This is a genomic window from Leptospira ainlahdjerensis (genome assembly GCF_016919175.1).
GTDB lineage: Bacteria > Spirochaetota > Leptospiria > Leptospirales > Leptospiraceae > Leptospira > Leptospira ainlahdjerensis.
The window spans coordinates 1-16,508 of the sequence record NZ_JAFFPU010000007.1 but is presented as its reverse complement, the minus strand read 5'-3'; the positions used below and the strand labels follow the sequence as shown (position 1 = coordinate 16,508).

The 16,508-nt window shown below is 45.1% G+C and carries 14 protein-coding genes; 8 read left to right on the top strand and 6 right to left on the bottom strand.

Annotated features, from left to right (window positions below; translation table 11 throughout):
* Genes JWG45_RS01975 through JWG45_RS01965 form a run of 3 tightly spaced genes read left to right on the top strand, consistent with a single transcriptional unit; the run spans position 1 to position 5,076 of the window.
* The gene (locus JWG45_RS01975; protein WP_205278114.1) at positions 1 to 999 is read left to right on the top strand and encodes an efflux RND transporter periplasmic adaptor subunit; all 999 of its coding nucleotides are present in this window, start codon (positions 1 to 3) and stop codon (positions 997 to 999) included.
* Position 1,000: 1 nt separating this feature from the next.
* Positions 1,001 to 1,741, top strand: a complete 741-nt coding sequence (locus JWG45_RS01970; protein ID WP_205278113.1) for a hypothetical protein — start codon at positions 1,001 to 1,003, stop codon at positions 1,739 to 1,741.
* Positions 1,738 to 5,076 (top strand): efflux RND transporter permease subunit, encoded by a 3,339-nt coding sequence (locus JWG45_RS01965; RefSeq protein WP_205278112.1) that lies wholly within the window; start codon positions 1,738 to 1,740, stop codon positions 5,074 to 5,076. Before JWG45_RS01970 ends, JWG45_RS01965 begins: the two co-directional genes overlap by 4 nt.
* 902 nt (positions 5,077 to 5,978) lie before the next feature.
* Here the strand turns inward: JWG45_RS01965 and JWG45_RS01960 are convergent.
* The 6 genes from JWG45_RS01960 to JWG45_RS01935 form a co-directional block, all read right to left on the bottom strand.
* A complete protein-coding gene (locus JWG45_RS01960; protein ID WP_205278111.1) occupies positions 5,979 to 6,182 on the bottom strand; it encodes a hypothetical protein in 204 nt (67 codons plus the stop codon).
* An 80-nt stretch (positions 6,183 to 6,262) separates the two neighbouring features.
* Positions 6,263 to 7,897 carry an outer membrane beta-barrel protein gene (locus JWG45_RS01955; RefSeq protein ID WP_205278110.1) on the bottom strand — a complete coding sequence of 545 codons (1,635 nt, stop codon included), beginning with the start codon at positions 7,895 to 7,897 and terminating at the stop codon, positions 6,263 to 6,265.
* 177 nt (positions 7,898 to 8,074) lie between these two features.
* Complete coding sequence (locus JWG45_RS01950; RefSeq protein ID WP_205278109.1) at positions 8,075 to 9,385, bottom strand: [cytidine(C)-cytidine(C)-adenosine (A)]-adding enzyme; 1,311 nt, start codon at positions 9,383 to 9,385, stop codon at positions 8,075 to 8,077.
* Complete coding sequence (locus JWG45_RS01945) at positions 9,378 to 9,728, bottom strand: hypothetical protein (protein WP_332476223.1); 351 nt, start codon at positions 9,726 to 9,728, stop codon at positions 9,378 to 9,380. The genes JWG45_RS01950 and JWG45_RS01945 overlap by 8 nt, the downstream gene beginning before the upstream one ends.
* A gap of 31 nt (positions 9,729 to 9,759) precedes the next feature.
* Positions 9,760 to 10,149 carry a ribonuclease HI family protein gene (locus tag JWG45_RS01940; protein WP_205278108.1) on the bottom strand — a complete coding sequence of 130 codons (390 nt, stop codon included), beginning with the start codon at positions 10,147 to 10,149 and terminating at the stop codon, positions 9,760 to 9,762.
* Positions 10,146 to 10,463, bottom strand: coding sequence for a hypothetical protein (locus JWG45_RS01935; RefSeq protein WP_205278124.1), 318 nt, complete (start codon positions 10,461 to 10,463; stop codon positions 10,146 to 10,148). Before JWG45_RS01935 ends, JWG45_RS01940 begins: the two co-directional genes overlap by 4 nt.
* 126 nt (positions 10,464 to 10,589) lie before the next feature.
* On the opposite strand from JWG45_RS01935, the gene JWG45_RS01930 reads away from it, so the two are divergent.
* From JWG45_RS01930 to JWG45_RS01910, 5 genes are read left to right on the top strand one after another with little or no spacing between them, the layout of a single operon-like run.
* The gene (locus JWG45_RS01930) at positions 10,590 to 11,360 is read left to right on the top strand and encodes an arginyltransferase (RefSeq protein WP_205278107.1); all 771 of its coding nucleotides are present in this window, start codon (positions 10,590 to 10,592) and stop codon (positions 11,358 to 11,360) included.
* A gap of 57 nt (positions 11,361 to 11,417) precedes the next feature.
* Positions 11,418 to 12,158, top strand: coding sequence for an SDR family NAD(P)-dependent oxidoreductase (locus JWG45_RS01925; protein ID WP_205278106.1), 741 nt, complete (start codon positions 11,418 to 11,420; stop codon positions 12,156 to 12,158).
* Between the two features lie 28 nt (positions 12,159 to 12,186).
* A complete protein-coding gene (locus JWG45_RS01920) occupies positions 12,187 to 13,692 on the top strand; it encodes an FAD-binding oxidoreductase (RefSeq protein ID WP_205278105.1) in 1,506 nt (501 codons plus the stop codon).
* 4 nt (positions 13,693 to 13,696) lie between these two features.
* The gene (locus tag JWG45_RS01915; RefSeq protein WP_205278104.1) at positions 13,697 to 15,172 is read left to right on the top strand and encodes a glycosyltransferase family 39 protein; all 1,476 of its coding nucleotides are present in this window, start codon (positions 13,697 to 13,699) and stop codon (positions 15,170 to 15,172) included.
* Positions 15,173 to 15,193: 21 nt separating this feature from the next.
* Entirely contained in the window at positions 15,194 to 16,327 is a 1,134-nt protein-coding gene (locus JWG45_RS01910; protein WP_205278103.1) for a glycosyltransferase family 2 protein, read from the top strand.
* The last annotated feature ends 181 nt before the right edge of the window (positions 16,328 to 16,508 follow it).

The window sequence follows — 16,508 nt, the reverse complement described above, 5'->3', positions numbered from 1 at the left end:
ATGAAATTACCTTTTACAAAACGCACCACATTCATTCTTGGAATCGCAGCCGTTGTCGCCATCGTTTCCCTAGCCGTTCTCGGGCTTTCCAAACGAATCAAGCCGAGCATTCAAATGCCCAACAAAGCGATCGTTCATGACAAGGGAGAATGGATCGAATTTAAAGAAAACAGCCCCGGTCTGGAGATCATCAAAACCGCTCAAATCGGTAAGGAAGGAGAGTTTGTGGAAGTGGAAGCCCCGGCTCGTTTGATCGCTTCTTCTTCTCCTTCGATGAGCGGAGGAGAAAAGATCATTCTTTTTGAATCCGCCGATCTAAACGATCTCTATGTCGGTTATATTCATTCTAAAAATAGCCTGAATCGTTCCCGCAAAAACTTGGAACGGATCAAGGACATGTTCAAACACAGGGTCGCGACCGAAAAGGATCTCATCGAGGCGGAGACCGAGTCCGAAAACGACGCCGCGGAACTCGCCGAGTTTGAAGGGAAACTCCGAGCTGTGGGTTTAAATCCTGCGGAACTCAGAAACGCCAGCGCCCACAGTGCTTGGATCATCTGCGACGTTCCGGAATCTCAACTTCAGAGTTTGAAAAAAGGGAAGAAGGTAAAACTCAAATTTTCCAGTTTTCCGGAAACCGCTTGGACCGGAACGGCAGAAGCTCTAGGAGACAACGTGGATCCCACAACTCGAACGGTTAAGGTTAGAATCGCGGTTCGAAACGAAGGTTATGTTTTGAAACCGGGGATGTTTGCCACGGTCCGTTTTCCGGAGGATAGAAAGGGGGATACGGTGGTCATTCCGTTTACTTCCGTCATCACGGTGGAAAGCAGAAGTTATGTTTTTGTGGAAGAATCTCCTCGCGAATTTTACAGAAGAGAAGTGATCTTGGGTACTTCCGGCGAGGAAAAAGTTACCGTTGTAGAAGGCCTCACGAAAGGAGATCGGGTGGTCGTCGAAGGAACGATTTTACTCAAGGGACTCAGTTTCGGATTCTAACATGAAAGAATTTAAAATCATATCCATACTCATACTATCTCTTTTTTTGAACATTGCCCTTCCCGGGCAAACTCAAAAACAAGATTCCAAATCCGATCCTTCGCCGGAATGGGTCGAAGAACCGAACGGTAATACCCGAATCGGAAAAGAAGGACCGAATGAAAATTCTCTCAAGGGAAAAGCGCTTCCGAATTCCACGAATTTTTTAGTCTACGGCGCGAGCGTCGGTTCTCCGGGAAGTATCAACTTGAACGTAGGTTATTATTATAAGGACGTCGTTCTCCGTGCTTCCGGCGGCAGATGGAATCCTCATTGGTGGGGCGGTCAGGTGGACATCGGTTACAGCTTCTGGAAAACGCCGGTCGTGGCGCATAGCGTTTCTCTTGTATTCGGAAAGTTTCAAGTTGATCCGTTCCAGCCGGAGATAGGCCGCGGGGGGCAGAATTCTTATCCTTCCGGTTCTTCTTTTCCCGGTTACAGCCATAGAGATCCGACCTACGAGGATTTGATCATTCGTTCTTACGTTACCGAACAAAATCCGACTTTGGCTTTGTATCTGGAACACGAAAGCCGAGACAGACAAAAAGTTTATCTGAATCAACAATACGTGGGTTTGACTTACGATTTTTTACTAGGAAATTTTTTCCTTCAGTTGGGAGGCGGAATCGGGAAGGGCGATTATAAGAATCCGCAGCTTCTCATCCAAATCGGTTATCTTTTTGATACGAGGTCTTCGGAATGATTCGAAATCTAATCGAAGTTGTACTTCGTTACCGTATTGCCACTCTCGCTGCCACGATCGCCTCGATCGTTTTTGGAACCTGGGCTTGGATCGATATTAGAAAAGAAGCATATTCTGATATCGCGGATACTCAGGTGCGTTTGATCGCTAAGTTTCCGGGTAAGGCCGCCGTAGAAGTGGAAGAGCGCGTTACGATTCCGATCGAAAGGGTTTTGAACGCGATTCCTAAGGTCGCGGTAAGAAGATCCAGAACGATCAACGGCCTCGTCGTATTTCAGTTCGTTTTTGAAGACGGAACGGACGACTACTTTGCAAGGACAAGGCTTCTCGAACGAGTGAGAGACGCGGACATTCCCGCGGAAGTGGAACCTTCACTTGGACCGATGAGTTCTCCGGTGGGAGAAATTTTTAGATACGTGGTGGAATCGAAAGCCAACCACACTTCTATGGAACTCAGAACGATCCAGGACTGGGTGATCATGCCTAAGATGTTGCAGATCCCGGGAATTGCGGACGTGGTTACGTTCGGCGGCTTGCCGAAACAATATCACGTCGTGACAACTCCCGATAAGTTGATTCGTTATAAACTTACGATCAACGACGTGATCAAAGCGATTCAAGAAAACAACTTAAATACAGGAGGAAATCTCCTCCTCCAAGGGGAACAAGGATTTCCGATCCGTTCCCTGGGCGCGATCCGAGATCCGAAACATATCGAGAACATCGTCGTCAAAACCGTAAACGGGGTTCCCGTTTTTATTCGAGATTTGGGAACCGTGGAAATTTCTCATCCGATTCCGAGCGGTGTGCTCGGATATTCGGTTCAGAACGACCAGGAGGGTTTGATCGACGTTGATTCCTCCGTACAAGGTTTGGTCGCGATCCGAAGATGGGGTGATCCGAATATTATGGGAGAACGGATCCGGGCTCGGGTCAAAGAGATCAACGAGAACTATCTTCCAGAGGGAGTTCAGATGAGAACTACTTACGATAGAACGGATCTCGTAAACTACACGTTACGCACCATCGGTAAAACCCTGGTAGAAGGGGTTATCGTCGTAAGTCTGGTTTTGATCTTTTTTATCGGAAGTGTAAAGGCTTCGATGGTCGTTGTTGCCACCATCCCGTTTGCGATGCTTTTCGCTTTTTTGATGATGAATCTCACGGGGATCCCTGCCAGCTTACTTTCGTTAGGCGCCATCGATTTCGGAATTATCGTGGACGGCGCCGTGATCATGGTCGAGAATATCATGCGTCGTTACAGGGACGCTTCTCCTTCGGATAAAACAAAGGGAATCATTCGATTTACAGTGGACGCTGCTTCGGAAGTGGGAACCGAGATCATATTCTCAATTTTGATCATCGTACTTGCGTATCTTCCGATTTTCTCTTTTGAAAGAATCGAAGGACGTCTTTTTAAGCCGATGGCTTTTACGATTTCATTCGCGATTCTGGGAGCCTTGATCTTCGCAATGACGGCGATCCCCGTGATGATGTCTTATATATACCGAAATTATTTCGAATCCGCAAATCCGGGCCCGATCGAATGGCACAATCCGATCTACGAATGGGTGGAGCGAAAATACGAGAGACTTATAGAATATCTCGTGGAAAGATCCAAACGAGTCGTAACGATCTGTTTCTCCGTAGTTGGAACGTTACTCGTCATTGGCGGTCTTTCTTTGGGAACCGAATTCTTACCTGAAATGGACGAGGGCGGTTTTAACTTAAGAATTTTCTTTCCCGTGGGAATCTCCCTTCCCGAATCCAGAAAGTTCATTCCGAAAATCAGACAGATGATCTATAAGAATGAACAAGTGAACGTAGTCATTTCCCAATTGGGAAGAAACGACGACGGAACTGATCCGCTTCCTCCTAATCGCTTGGAAGTGCTCGTAGGATTGAAAGACTACGACGATTGGAAGGAAAAGATCACCAAACAAGAGTTATTGCTCAGAATGAGAAATGATCTGGAAGCGGGGCTTCCAGGCGCAAGGGTGAGTTTTTCCCAGCCGATCATGGACAATCTCTCCGAAGCGATCATGGGTACGATCGCGGATCTTGCGGTATTCGTTTCCGGGAACGACCTAAAGGTGATGCGACAAATCGGAGAAGAGGTTCTCGAAATTGTCAAAGATATGAAAGGAGCGAGCGAGTTCGGGATCGAACAGGAAGCAGACAGCTCTCAGCTAACGATTCGAATCGACCGAGAAGCGGCTGCCCGTTTCGGAATCAACGTGGTCGACATCCAGCAGATGGTGGAAGCCGCGATCGGGATGCAGAGAATCGATACTCTTTACGAAGGTCCGTCAGACATTCCCCCGAAAACGCCGGCTCGTTTTGGGATCGTGGTCCGCTTTTCCAAGGACTACAGAACTTCACAAAGAGCCATCGAGAATATGCCGATCATTTCTCCAAAAGGAGAACGGATTCCGCTTTCCGAAGTCGCGCAAGTGACTTTAGAAGAAGGTGCGACGATGATCTTTCGTCAAGAAGGAAGAAGGACGGTCACCGTCAGAACCAACATCCGCGGAAGAGACCAGGGCGGTTTTGTCGCCGAGTTGCAAAAACGAATCAAAGAAAAAGTCAAACTTCCCGACGGTTACGAGATTCGTTACGGAGGACAATACGAGAACCTTTCTCGGGTTGGAACCAGACTTATGATGGTGATCCCGGTGACGATCGCGATTATTTTCGCGGTCCTCTACTTACTTTATAAAAACTTTAAGTATGTCTATGTCGCTCTTGCGTGTCTGCCTCTCTCTCTTGTGGGAGGTATTTATGCGCTTTTACTTCGAGGTTATTACTTCAACGTTTCCGGAGGTGTGGGTTTTATTTCCCTCTTCGGAATCGCGACGATGTCCGGAGTGCTTTTTGTATCCCGAACAAATCTTATCTTGACGGAAGACGATGACCTCAGCGTTCGAGAGGCCGTAAAAAAAGCGGCCGTGATTCAGCTTCGGCCGATGCTCATGACGATGCTTTTGGCTCTTCTCGGTTTGATTCCGGCGACCTTGGCTTCCGGTGTGGGATCCGACGTTCAAAGACCTCTGGCAACCGTGATAGTAGGAGGTTTATTCTCCGCGCTTCTTTTGGTTCTTACCGTTCTACCTTCTCTTTATCTGATCTTAGTCGGAGAAAGAAAGACCTATGGGGTTTCCAAAAAAACAAAAGACTTGGAACCCTATTCTTATCTGGATCAGTATACGATGGAAGAATATGAAGCGGAAGAGGTGACTCCTTTGTCAAAAGACGAAGTCAAAAAGAAAAGTTCTTCCATGACAAAAAATAAGAAGGCAAAATCCAGTCCGGGAAATCGATCTAAGAAAAAATAGATCGAAAGTTTTTCCTTTCTCTTTGCAGGTCAGATCATCCTAACGCTGGCCCGAGAAGGGAAGAATGAAACGAGAATCGTCCCGAGGAGAGGGATTTGTCGGAGTTCCTACACGGGGGGATATGCTTGCAAAATTAGAATTTTGTGATAGAGGAAAGTCCGTCGTGGTTTTTTCCACCACCCGCCCCTCCACCCAAGATCAGGGTGGGGCGCGACTTTCACGGAGGAGCCGTCGTAGTTCCGACGGATTTTTAAGATCCATCCAACTTGTGGGCAAGGTTATGCGAATTCATAGAAAGCCCGTAGAGAATCGTCCCGAGGAGAGGGATTTGTCGGAGTTCCTACGCAGCGGTTTTAGCTTGCAAAATTAGAATTTTGTGATAGAGGAAAGTCCGTCGTGTTTTTTTCCGCCACCCGCCCCTCCACCCAAGGTCAGGGTGGGGCGCGACTTTTACGGAGGAGCCGTCGTAGTTCCGACTGTTCTTTCTGAAGAATCGAGCTTTGGGTAAATATAGGCTGAATCGCGGGTCAGGTGACTAAAGAACTTCTCTGAAATACTTTTTATGGACCTGGTCGGAGGGAAAAACTGGGGGAATTTTCTTTACCGAAAACGAATCTTTTTGCGAGCACAAAAAACTTTCCCTCTCTGCAGAAACTCTTACAAAAATTCGAATGGCATCTTTTGGATTTGAAACGGCTTTTCAGCTTGCGGTTCACCCTTTGCAAAATTCGAGGGCGTCTGCTTTTAGGCCAAGTTGGAGTTCCTACGGACGGTCGAACTTTAAGATTCTGATTGCTTGCTGATTATTGGAGGATTCTACGGATTCTTGATGAGAAAGGGTTCTTCACATCGATCCGAGGGAGGTCTCTGAAAATCGGCTTCTAAAAGGGAAGCCGAGTCGTTTAACGAAGGGCCAGATAATACTCGGAAATGTATAAGAGCTGTTGTTCCGTCAGAAGATTCTCGCCAAACGGAAGAGGGCTTACATCCATTCTCGACAGCGAGGTTTTGCTTATTTGAATTTCTTTTCCCGAGGTGATTTGAGAGGAAGAGTAAAATTCTTTCCAGGAAGTTTTTGATTTGAGTAAGATTTCTCTGAATTTCATGTTGCTTTCTCTTTTTAAAAAGGCGCCCTTTTCAAAGGGCGCCTTTTTGTTTCTAAAACCTGAGAACCTTTGCCAAAGTATTAGAACTTGGCAACGATACCTAAAGTCAGACCGTTTTGGTAATCTTGTTTATCACCTTTCTGATCCACGAATTGTTTACCGGTTGCCCAGTCTCTACGAAGATCCAATTTGATTAAGAGGTTCTCGGTAAAGTTCCACACAGGAGTTACAGTAAAAGTTTTGTATTGTCCCGCGTTTCTGGTTCCGCTGTAATCTTTGTAATCGTCGCTCATTGCTTGAAGAATTTGTTCTTTGCTGATCGCAAAAGCTCCCAAATTCGGGTCGGCGGCAAGCGCGGTTGCAATGGATTCTGCAATGATCGTGTCGTTCGCCTTTTTGTATTCACTTACGTAAGTGTTCGGGCCCATGAACGGATTGAAAGTGGTCAAAGCGCCGTTGTTGTGTTTGTCGTCGATATACTCACCACGAACATTCACACCCCAAGCTTCGTTGATTTTGAACTTCGCCCAAATTCCGTAAGCTTTGTATGTGGTCTTTACGTCGCGTTTGTTGTTCAAACCGTAGAAAAGTGTATCCTTGTTGAAAACCTCAGAGCCGGTAGCGTCCACGTTGTAACGTTTTTGATCCAATCCGTTGTTTGCAAGACTTCCCGATTTTTCACTCCAAGTGTAATCCAAGTCGATCGTGATTTTATCGGTAGGAGTGATGGAGAGGATCGCGTGGTTCATGAACCAGTAGTCCTTGTTGTATTTCGCTCTTTCCGGGTTGGCAACATTGTATTTGCCGAGGGCTGGATCACCGTTGTTAGCTAATTCGGTAGCGAGAGCAGCTTTTAAAGGATCGACACGGGCGCCGGAGTTGTCACTCGAATACAAAGTGTTCCAGGTGATGGAAAGTTTGTCTTCGATCAGAGTTCCTTTGATTTGAGTTCCAATCGCCTTTCTTTCGGTAGCTCCTTCCAAGAGGAAGTTCTTAGAAGACGCGAAGGCCGCATTCTTCGTAGGATCGCCGATTGCGGTCTGCGGCGAAGTGTAACCGGTCCCGATTCCGCTGTTGTAAAGATAAACGGTTCCAGCCCATTTATCGGAAAACTGCGTGGTCAAACGAGCACCGGTGTGAATGAAGGGGATTGTGTTTTGGAAGATTGCGCCTATCGAGTAGTTCGGATTGCTCATGGATTCGAGAACCTCGTAACCGATATGCGTTGCCATCTTACCGACGTCCAAAGTCATTCCTTTCAGAACCGGAAAATACATACTGATATATGCTTGTTTTAGCATATTGTAGTTGTAGGCCGCGTTATTCTGAGTATATGGGTTTTCTTGATACGGGTTGTTAAGACCGTTTTGAAAATCCACACGAAATCCCCAAGGAGAACTTTTCTCTGCGGCCTTTTGGACCGTGAGCGCTGCAGCGTTTACTGCAAAGTTCTTGTTGTTGGTTTCGAATGCGCGAGTAGAATCGATATCATTTCCTTGTTTCGGGTTCAGGTTGTACATGTAATACACGTCAACAAACCCGGAAAATTCAACCTGATCATACCATTTCTTATCTTCTGGCTCGGCCGCTTTGACCGGCGCGGGTGCAACTGCCGCTTCTGCCGCAGGTTTTTTTCCAGTCTGGGCAAAGACTTGGGAAGTTCCTACAAGACAGAGGACAGAAGCAACGAGGCTTAATGTTTTTATTCTCATCATTCTCCTAAATCTCCTATGCCCTTTCTATGCAAGATGCGTGCCAAGGTTCAAATTAGGGAATTTAGCTGAAAAAAGCGCAGATTTTCTTAGATAAAAAGGATTATCATGCTTATAGAATAGGACAAGCATGAATAACGGAGTTTTTTATTGGGACAAATGCCTAAAAAATAAACAAGTTTAATATGGAGGTTCGTCCGGGATCCACGCGAGAAGTGTTTCTTTTTGGTTATCGAAAGGATTTTCCAGGACATGAGACAAAAGTTTTGAGAGAACCGTTCCGATTTCCTTGGGAGGAAGCTTGGGTCTGTGTTTGAGAATGTCTTCTCCCCGAAGGGCGAGTTCGGTGACAAGAAGGGCTTGCCGCTCTTTCGCCAAACCAAAAACGCGAGAAGAATCCAAGACCGACCGAAGAGAGGGTTCATACACAAAACAAAGTGTGAGGATATGTTCGAGGACGATCAAAAGATTCTCGCGGGTCGCATGGACGCAGGTCGAGTGCAGAAGAATTTTTCTCAGTTCCGTGTCTGTGATTTCTTTCTTTTCTTTCCAGGCAAGAATCTCGTAAAGAATTCCCGCAAAGAAAAGGGAATCCTTTGTATTGTGATTGGAATAACGAAGATCTTTCAAGAATTGTTTGGAATGAGGCCCGACTGCAAACGAGCCAAACAACCAGGCGTGCAAAAATGTTAAACGAAGACTCAAAGGAAACGCAGGAATCTCCCTCATTCTTTCCGCGGCGGGTTCGTTCTCGTTCGGGTAGAGGACGACGTTTGTAAACAATTCTAAGATTTGGAATTCTTTGAAAAGCTGGAGAGAGGGAAACGGATCTTTGCTCTTGAGGGTTTTGTTGAGTTCGTCGTGAACTCTTTCTCTCGAAACCTTTGCGGTGATGTTTCTACAAGTGCGGATCGCTTCGGCCGTATGAGGATCCAAAGAAAATCCGAGGCTACTCACAAAGCGCAGAGCGCGGATGGGACGGAGTCCGTCCTCCGTAAATCTTCCGATCGGATCGCCGATCGTTCTTATGATTTGATTTTGTATGTCTTTTAGTCCGTCGTGTTCGTCGATGAGGAGCTTTCTTTCCAAGTCGAGAGCGAGTGCGTTCATCGTAAAGTCTCTGCGTTTCAAATCTTCGCTCAAGGAAACTCCGAATTCTACACTTTCGGGTCTTCTTCCATCCACGTAGTCCGCGTCTTTTCGAAACGTAGTTACCTCGTAGGCTCGATCCTGGACTAGGACCGTGACGGTTCCGTGTTTGAGTCCGGTCGGAACGGTTCTTTTGAAAAGAGAAAGAATCTGTTCGGGCAAAAGAGACGTCGTGAGGTCGAATTCTTCCGGTTTGACGTTGAGGACTAAATCTCGGACGGAACCGCCGACGACGTAACATTCTCCGCCAGCGTTTCGGATCGTTTGTGTCAGAGAAAGGATATCGGAGCGAAAGGGTTCGGGGATTTTCCCGATCAAAACGGAAGGATCCAGTTCAGTCATTTTGAATCATTTTCTTCCAGAGATTTCCATATCGGTCGCGAAGGGTTGCATTGTTCTCCAAGATCCGATCGATCTTTTGTTTCCATTCCGGATCCACCGTGATCTGGCTAAAGGGAAGTTCCGTTTTTTCGGAAAGGATTTTGTCGATCCCAAGCGCGGTTTTCTCTGAAGCAAGCGCGCAGAGTTCTTTGGTATCCGGGGTTTCCTTTTCAGAAAGACAGAGAAGAAGCATCTCTTCAAACTTTTCTTCCTTTTGGAGAGAAAGAAGTTTGTTTTTGAGGGAGTTCCCACATTCCAAAAAAAGTCCGAGTGCGAAGAAGAGAATCCAGATTCTTCTTAAAATGGAAACGTCTGCGGGAATACGCCGTTGGGTTTTATTTAGAAAAGGCTTCGTTGGCGAGTCGATCGGCGAGTGCGTTTTTTTCACGGGGAACATGGGTGATCTGGAAAGATTGTAACGTGGAAACGAGTTTGTCCACTTCCTTTTTGTATTCCAAAAGATTGGGATGTTTTACCTTATATCTTCCCGTCACTTGTCGAACCACGAGTTCGGAATCCATAAATGCGTGAACGGAATGAAACTTTCTTCGGATACATTCTTCCAGACCTCGTTTGAGCGCGGACCATTCAGCGACGTTATTGGTCGCTTCTCCGATTCTTTCCGAAATGGTGAATTCTTCTTTGTTGTCAATAAGACCGGCGACTCCGATCGACGACGGACCGGGATTTCCCTTGGAAGCTCCGTCGCAATAGATCTGGATCAAGAATTCTTATCTCCGCGAAAGAGATCCATCACGAACAAAACCGGTTTCCAGATAAGAATGTAGAACAACAAAAGTCCTCCTTTGACAAAAGCGCTCAGGAAATTGAGGATGAATTCTAAACTCCAGCTTGTAAAAGAATTCGTGGCTTCGGGAAATAAAAAGGTGAATCCAAAAAGAAGAATCCCGAGTCCGAGAAGGACAAATTGTAAGACCGCGTTTCCGAGGAGAAAGGACGTAAGACTGGCCAGAGTGAAAAATAGCGCTAAGCGAAGTCCGCGTTTTTTGATTTCGAAGTTCATAAAAAGACTGTGCATTTCCGAGTTTTTTGATCCTTGCACGAAATTGAGTTTCTTTGCCATGTTGAAAACAACCGCGTCTTTCGTCGAGTTTTCCCTAAAAAACTTTACGAGTCTCGTCGTCTGTGACATGCTTTTCCAAAGATGATCCAACAAAAACTCCAAGACCTCGTGGATTCGCTTCCGATCAGTCCGGAAAGAAATTGTTCTTACTATCCGGATCGTCCAAGCCAGATTCAATACCTTCCGTTTCAAGGAGAGATCGCAAAGGAAGCCCTTCAGTTTTTTTTCGATTCCGGTTTTCGAAGAACCGGAAACATTCTCTATCGAGCGTCTTGCAACGGTTGTAGAGATTGTCTGAGTTATAGAATGCCCTTGGATCTTTTTGTTCCCAGTCGCAACCGCAGAAGACTTTTGAAAATCAATTCCGACTTAAGAATTCGTTTCGCCCAACCGGAACTCACCAGCGAAAAAGAAATTCTCTATCTTCGTTATCAAAGATCTCGTTATGAAAATTTTGTAAGCGGAGAATCCGATCAGGAGCTCTTAGAAGGAATGCGTTGGAATCTTTTTGGTTATCCCGAAAATTCTTTAGAGATGACTCTTTGGTTGGAGGAAAGGATCGTAGGCTTTCTAATTCTGGACGTGGCCTCCGATTCTCTCTCGGCCGTGTATTCGGTGTATGATCCCGATTTTTCGGATCGAAGTCTGGGGAGTTTCGCGATTCTTTGTTCCATTCTCCACGCGCAAAAACTCGGAATGAAATTCTATCACCTCGGTTACTTTCTTCCGGGTCACCCCGATATGGATTATAAAAAATATTGGGGGCCTTCGGAAATTCGGGAACCGGACACAAATCTTTGGATCCGATCGGAAGAGTTTCAAAAAAAGCACCCGGACTTTCCTTGGAGTTAGAGCTCCCACTCTAAATCATACTTGTCAGTTCCGTTTCTTCCCGTAAAACGGATGAATATGGCAAAAAAAATCATCGTCGTTGGTGCATCTAGCGGAATCGGAAAAGAACTCTCCATCCTTCTTTTGGAACAAGGACATACGGTGACTCTGGTCGCTCGTCGTGATAAGGAATTAAAATCCATCGCGGCTCCTTTTAACACTTCCAAGGAAACAAAAGCCTTTATTATCAAACAGGACGTTACCAATTTCGATCAGGTGGACTCCGCGTTTCAAAAAGCGGTAAAATCCATGAAGGGTCTCGACGAGATCTACTACGCATCCGGAATCATGTATGATATCAAACCGGAAGAATTCGATACTACAAAAGACATCGAGATGTTAAACACAAATCTTCTCGGCTGTGTCGCTTGGTTGAATCCGGCGGCGTTCTACTTTCAAAATCAAAAGAGCGGAAAGATCATCGGAATCTCTTCGATCGCCGGAGATCGCGGAAGAAGAGGGAACCCGGTTTACAACACTTCGAAAGCGGGAATGAATACCTATCTCGAAGCGCTTCGTAATCGTCTCGGAGTTTTGGGTATCCAAGTGCTCACAGTAAAACCCGGTTTTATCGATACGGCGATGACACAAGGATTGAAAGGACTCTTCTGGTTGATCTCCGCAAAAGAAGCAGCTTCCATCATTCTCAAAGCCGCCGACGGCGGAAAGGAATGTATCTACGTTCCGGCGCGTTGGGGACTCGTGGGACTGATCATAAGAATGATTCCGTCTTTTATCTTCAAACGTCTTTCTATCTAAACCTGAATCGATTGAAAGGGTAAACACTATGGCAACCGCATCCAAAGCTTCTGCGAAGAAGAAGACCGTTTCTTCTAAAACTGCAAATGCAAAACCGGCGAAGACAAAGAAGTCTTTCGTTGACATTCATCTTCCGGAGGCGACGAAAGTAGAAGCCTGGGGAATGAATCACCATTCGATTTCTCCGGTCGTCTTCCCGGAAAAAGAAGAGGATTTTAAAAATCTATTTGCTTATGCGGAAGAGAAAAAACTCAAGCTAACCTTTCGCGGAGGCGGGTGCAGTTACGGAGACGCGGCGACGAACACGAAGGGAGTCGTGATCGATATTTCGAAATACAATCGAATCTTAGAATTCAACGCAAAGACAGGAATTCTCAAAGCCGAATCCGGAGTAACGATCAAACAACTCTGGGAATTCGGAATTGAAAAAGGATATTGGCCGCCGGTTGTAAGCGGGACCATGTTTCCGACGTTAGGCGGAGCTCTCTCGATGAACATTCACGGAAAGAATAATTTTGCCGTGGGTCCGATCGGGGATCACATTATAGAATTCACCTTCATGACTCCGGACGGAAAGGTTCTTACCTGTTCTCGAAAGAAGAATCAGGATCTATTCTTCGGAGCGATTTCCGGCTTTGGAATGTTAGGCGCTTTTTTGACCGTCACGATTCAGTTAAAACATATCTACGCGGGTAAGATGAAAGTTTGGCCCGTGGTCAGTAAAAATCTTCAAGATATGTACGACTATTTCGAAAGGGAATATAAGAATTCGGATTATCTCGTAGGTTGGGTGGATGCGTTCGCATCCGGAAGTTCTCTGGGAAGAGGACAGATTCACAAAGCGGTTCATTTGAAGAAGGGAGAAGACCCGGAGTTTCCCGAAAATTGTAAATTAGAAAATCAGAATCTACCGACCACGTTCTTGGGAATCATTCCTAAGTCATGGATGTGGATCTTTATGCTTCCATTCTCCAATAATTTGGGAATGCGTCTTGTAAACTTTGCCAAGTTCATTTCGGGTTATCTTACAAACAACAAACCTTACATGCAAGGCCACGCAGAATATGCGTTCCTTTTGGATTACGTTCCGAATTGGAAGTTTATGTACAAACCCGGGTCGATGATTCAGTATCAGAGTTTTATTCCGAAGGAGAATGCGGTGGATGCGTTCTCGGAAATTTTAAGAATCTGTCAAAAAAGAGGAATCATCACTTGGCTCGCCGTATTTAAAAAACACAAACCCGATCCGTTTTTACTCACTCACGCGTTGGACGGATATTCGATGGCGATGGATTTTCCCGTAACTTCCGGAAACAAAAAGAAATTATGGGAACTCGCGGGTGAGTTAGACGAAACCGTCTTGAAATTCGGCGGTAAGTTTTACTTTGCAAAAGACAGCACCCTTCGACCCGAAATCGTACAGAGGGCCTTTCCAAAAAAGAATTTGGAAGCTTTTCACGCGTTAAAAAAGAAATACGATCCGAAAGGAATCCTCGAAACCGATCTCTACAGAAGAATCATGGGAATCTGGTGAACGGATGAGTCGTGTAAAGGCGTATTTTGTCGAATTAAAACAAAATCAGGATCTCAAAGTATTTCTTTTTATCTTTGCGTTAGGCGCCTTCTTTCGTCTTTTTAGGTTGGATCTTCAGAGCCCCTGGGAAGACGAACTCTTTTCGATTCGGGCTTCCTCCGAATCTTCTCTGATAAAACTTTGGGATTGGATGAAGAATGATCCGCATCCGCCTTTATATCAGACACTTTTGTTTTTTTGGTTTCAGACTTTTTCTCCGACTGTTTTTTACGGAAGGCTGCTCAGCGCCATCGCCGGACTTCTCGTTCCTCTCGCATTCTATATGTTTGCTCCGAGAACTCTGAGCGGAAGAATCAAGGTCTCCGTTTCCGCGTTACTCGCGCTTTCCACCGGGCTCATCTATTATTCGCAGGAGCTGAGATCTTATAGTCTTCTCGTTTTGTTTTGTACGATCCAACTTGCGTTTGTACTTCGATCCGTATATGAAAACGAAAATCAAAGGAAGATCTATCTAACGGTTTTGGTAATCTCTCTTCTTGCTTCTTACACTCATTTTTTCGGGTTTATCTGGTCGGCGTCCGTATTTCTTGGGCTGTTCGTTTTCAGTTGGATTTTCACAAAAAAATTTCCGAAAGGTGAGTTGCTTATAGGAATCATTTTTGCGATTTTATTTCTGCCTGCCTTGTATCTTCTTTTCAATTCGGATAAGATCGGAATCGCTTCTTGGATTCCGGAAGCAGGTTTTACCGCCTTTTTAGTCTTTTTTGATTTGATCTTTCATTCCGGAATTCTAAAAAAATTCATTCCCGGTATTGTGGCTTCTTTGGCCTTGCTCGTTGGATTCGCCTCTCTTAACTTTCGCAAAAAAAAAGACGAAGTCGATTCTACGAATTTGGGTACAGAACATAAGAAATCCGTAATTCTTCTTCTGATAATTCTTTTGATCTTTTCGGCCGTACTCGGAATTCTTTCCGCGATTCAACCTTTGATCACCGCGAGAAATCTTTTGGTAACGAGCCCGGCGTTGTATTTTTTAATCGCGACTGGCTTTTCACTTTTTCCGATATACAAAGGAAAACGTCTGGAATCGGTCTTGATTCTTATCTCTTTGGTTTCTCTCTATTATTTCACGCGTCATTTCTATAAACCATACAAAGAACAGTGGAGGGAGACTTCCCACTATATTATCTCCGAAGTAAAAAAACATCCGGAAGAATATACGCTTCTTTGTTCTTCTCATGCCTACAATATGGAATACTTTTTAAAGACGGCTGAGATTACGGGGATCACCCCAAAAATCTACAGCAGAGAGGAAGCAGATCTTTTTATCAAGGATTCGAAAAGAAAGAATCTTGTGATATTGGAAACGTCTTGGAAATACCTGGACTCACAGGAAGTAGACGCGTTGTTTACAAAAAAGATATATGATCGAAACGATCGATTGTTTTACGGAATGAGAGTGATCGTAATCCGTAAGTAAAAAATTCCGGAATTTTAAACTATGAAGAAAAAAAATATCACCTACGTCATCCCATGTTTGAATGAAGAAAGAACACTTCCTTTGGTTTTAGAGAAGTTAGTAAAACTGAAAAAAGAACTGAAACAATACAACGTCGAAATTCTTGTTTCCGATAACGGAAGTGAAGACAAGTCGATCGCAATTGCAAAAAAAATCGGAGCAAGAGTTGTAAACTGCAAAGAACGCGGTTACGGCGCGGCTCTCAACTTCGGAATTACGAATGCCACCGGCGAAATCGTAATTTTTGCGGACGCGGACAATACATACGACTTTTTGGAATCTCCGGCTCTTCTTGCTGAGATGGAAAAGGGAGCCGAGTTTGTGATCGGATCGCGTTTGAGCGGGAAAATTCATCAGGGTGCGATGCCGTTTTTGCACCGTTATCTCGGAACCCCGGTGATCAACTGGATTATCAATCTATTATATTCAAAAAAAGGAAATCGTGTCCAAGACGCAAATTCCGGTTTTCGTTGTTTTTTGAAAAAGAAATATCTCGAATGGGAAATCGAAAGTACCGGAATGGAATTCGCCTCCGAAATGCTCGTAAAAGCTCTGAGAAGCGGAGTGAAACTATCGCACGTTCCGATCAGCCTATATCCTGACGTTGCGGGAAGAATCCCGCATTTGAGAACTTGGAGAGACGGGATGAGACATCTTTTACAGATCCTCATCCATTCTCAGCAGTTGTTCTATTATTCGGGATTTGCTCTTTTTCTTTCGGGTTGGGCGATCACACTCGTCGGATATTCAACCGGAATCATTGCGGTCGGACCGTTTCATATCTTCGGTATTCATTCTCTCACCGTTCTTCTGTTAGTTGCAACATTGGGGCAAACCGTATGGGCCATCGGACTTTTTCTGGCGGCTCGAAAAACTTCCGAGTTGGGTTTTTATTCTAAGTTAAACAATCTTTCGGAAGATCTTTTGTTTTGGTATTCCGCAAGGATGATTTTATTTGTGATTCTTCTTTTCGGATTTATCGTATTTCGTTGGTGGAGAAATTCCTTTCAAGTTTTGGATCTCGAAAAGGAAATTTTGATGATCAGTTTTTTGAGCGTCCAGATTTTAAACCTCATCGGACAAACCATCACCGCGCATTTGTTGAAAAGAACCTAACTCGCGACCCATAGGGAGCGAGTTAGCCAAAAACACGCTGACGCGTAAGTTTTTGGCTCTTGACGCAGTCAAGAAATATCGCGAGAACGGCGATGAGATGCAAACACGCTGACGCGTAAGTTTTTGGCTCTTGACGCAGTCAAGAAATATCGCGAGAACGGCGATGAGATGCAAACACGCG

Coding starts and splice junctions, on each gene's coding strand:
- JWG45_RS01930 (WP_205278107.1), top strand. CDS start 10,590: ATGATCCAACAAAAACTCCAAGACCTCGTGGATTCGCTTCCGATCAGT.
- JWG45_RS01970 (WP_205278113.1), top strand. CDS start 1,001: ATGAAAGAATTTAAAATCATATCCATACTCATACTATCTCTTTTTTTG.
- JWG45_RS01975 (WP_205278114.1), top strand. CDS start 1: ATGAAATTACCTTTTACAAAACGCACCACATTCATTCTTGGAATCGCA.
- JWG45_RS01960 (WP_205278111.1), bottom strand. CDS start 6,182: ATGAAATTCAGAGAAATCTTACTCAAATCAAAAACTTCCTGGAAAGAA.
- JWG45_RS01965 (WP_205278112.1), top strand. CDS start 1,738: ATGATTCGAAATCTAATCGAAGTTGTACTTCGTTACCGTATTGCCACT.
- JWG45_RS01935 (WP_205278124.1), bottom strand. CDS start 10,463: ATGCACAGTCTTTTTATGAACTTCGAAATCAAAAAACGCGGACTTCGC.
- JWG45_RS01915 (WP_205278104.1), top strand. CDS start 13,697: ATGAGTCGTGTAAAGGCGTATTTTGTCGAATTAAAACAAAATCAGGAT.
- JWG45_RS01910 (WP_205278103.1), top strand. CDS start 15,194: ATGAAGAAAAAAAATATCACCTACGTCATCCCATGTTTGAATGAAGAA.
- JWG45_RS01955 (WP_205278110.1), bottom strand. CDS start 7,897: ATGATGAGAATAAAAACATTAAGCCTCGTTGCTTCTGTCCTCTGTCTT.
- JWG45_RS01925 (WP_205278106.1), top strand. CDS start 11,418: ATGGCAAAAAAAATCATCGTCGTTGGTGCATCTAGCGGAATCGGAAAA.
- JWG45_RS01950 (WP_205278109.1), bottom strand. CDS start 9,385: ATGACTGAACTGGATCCTTCCGTTTTGATCGGGAAAATCCCCGAACCC.
- JWG45_RS01920 (WP_205278105.1), top strand. CDS start 12,187: ATGGCAACCGCATCCAAAGCTTCTGCGAAGAAGAAGACCGTTTCTTCT.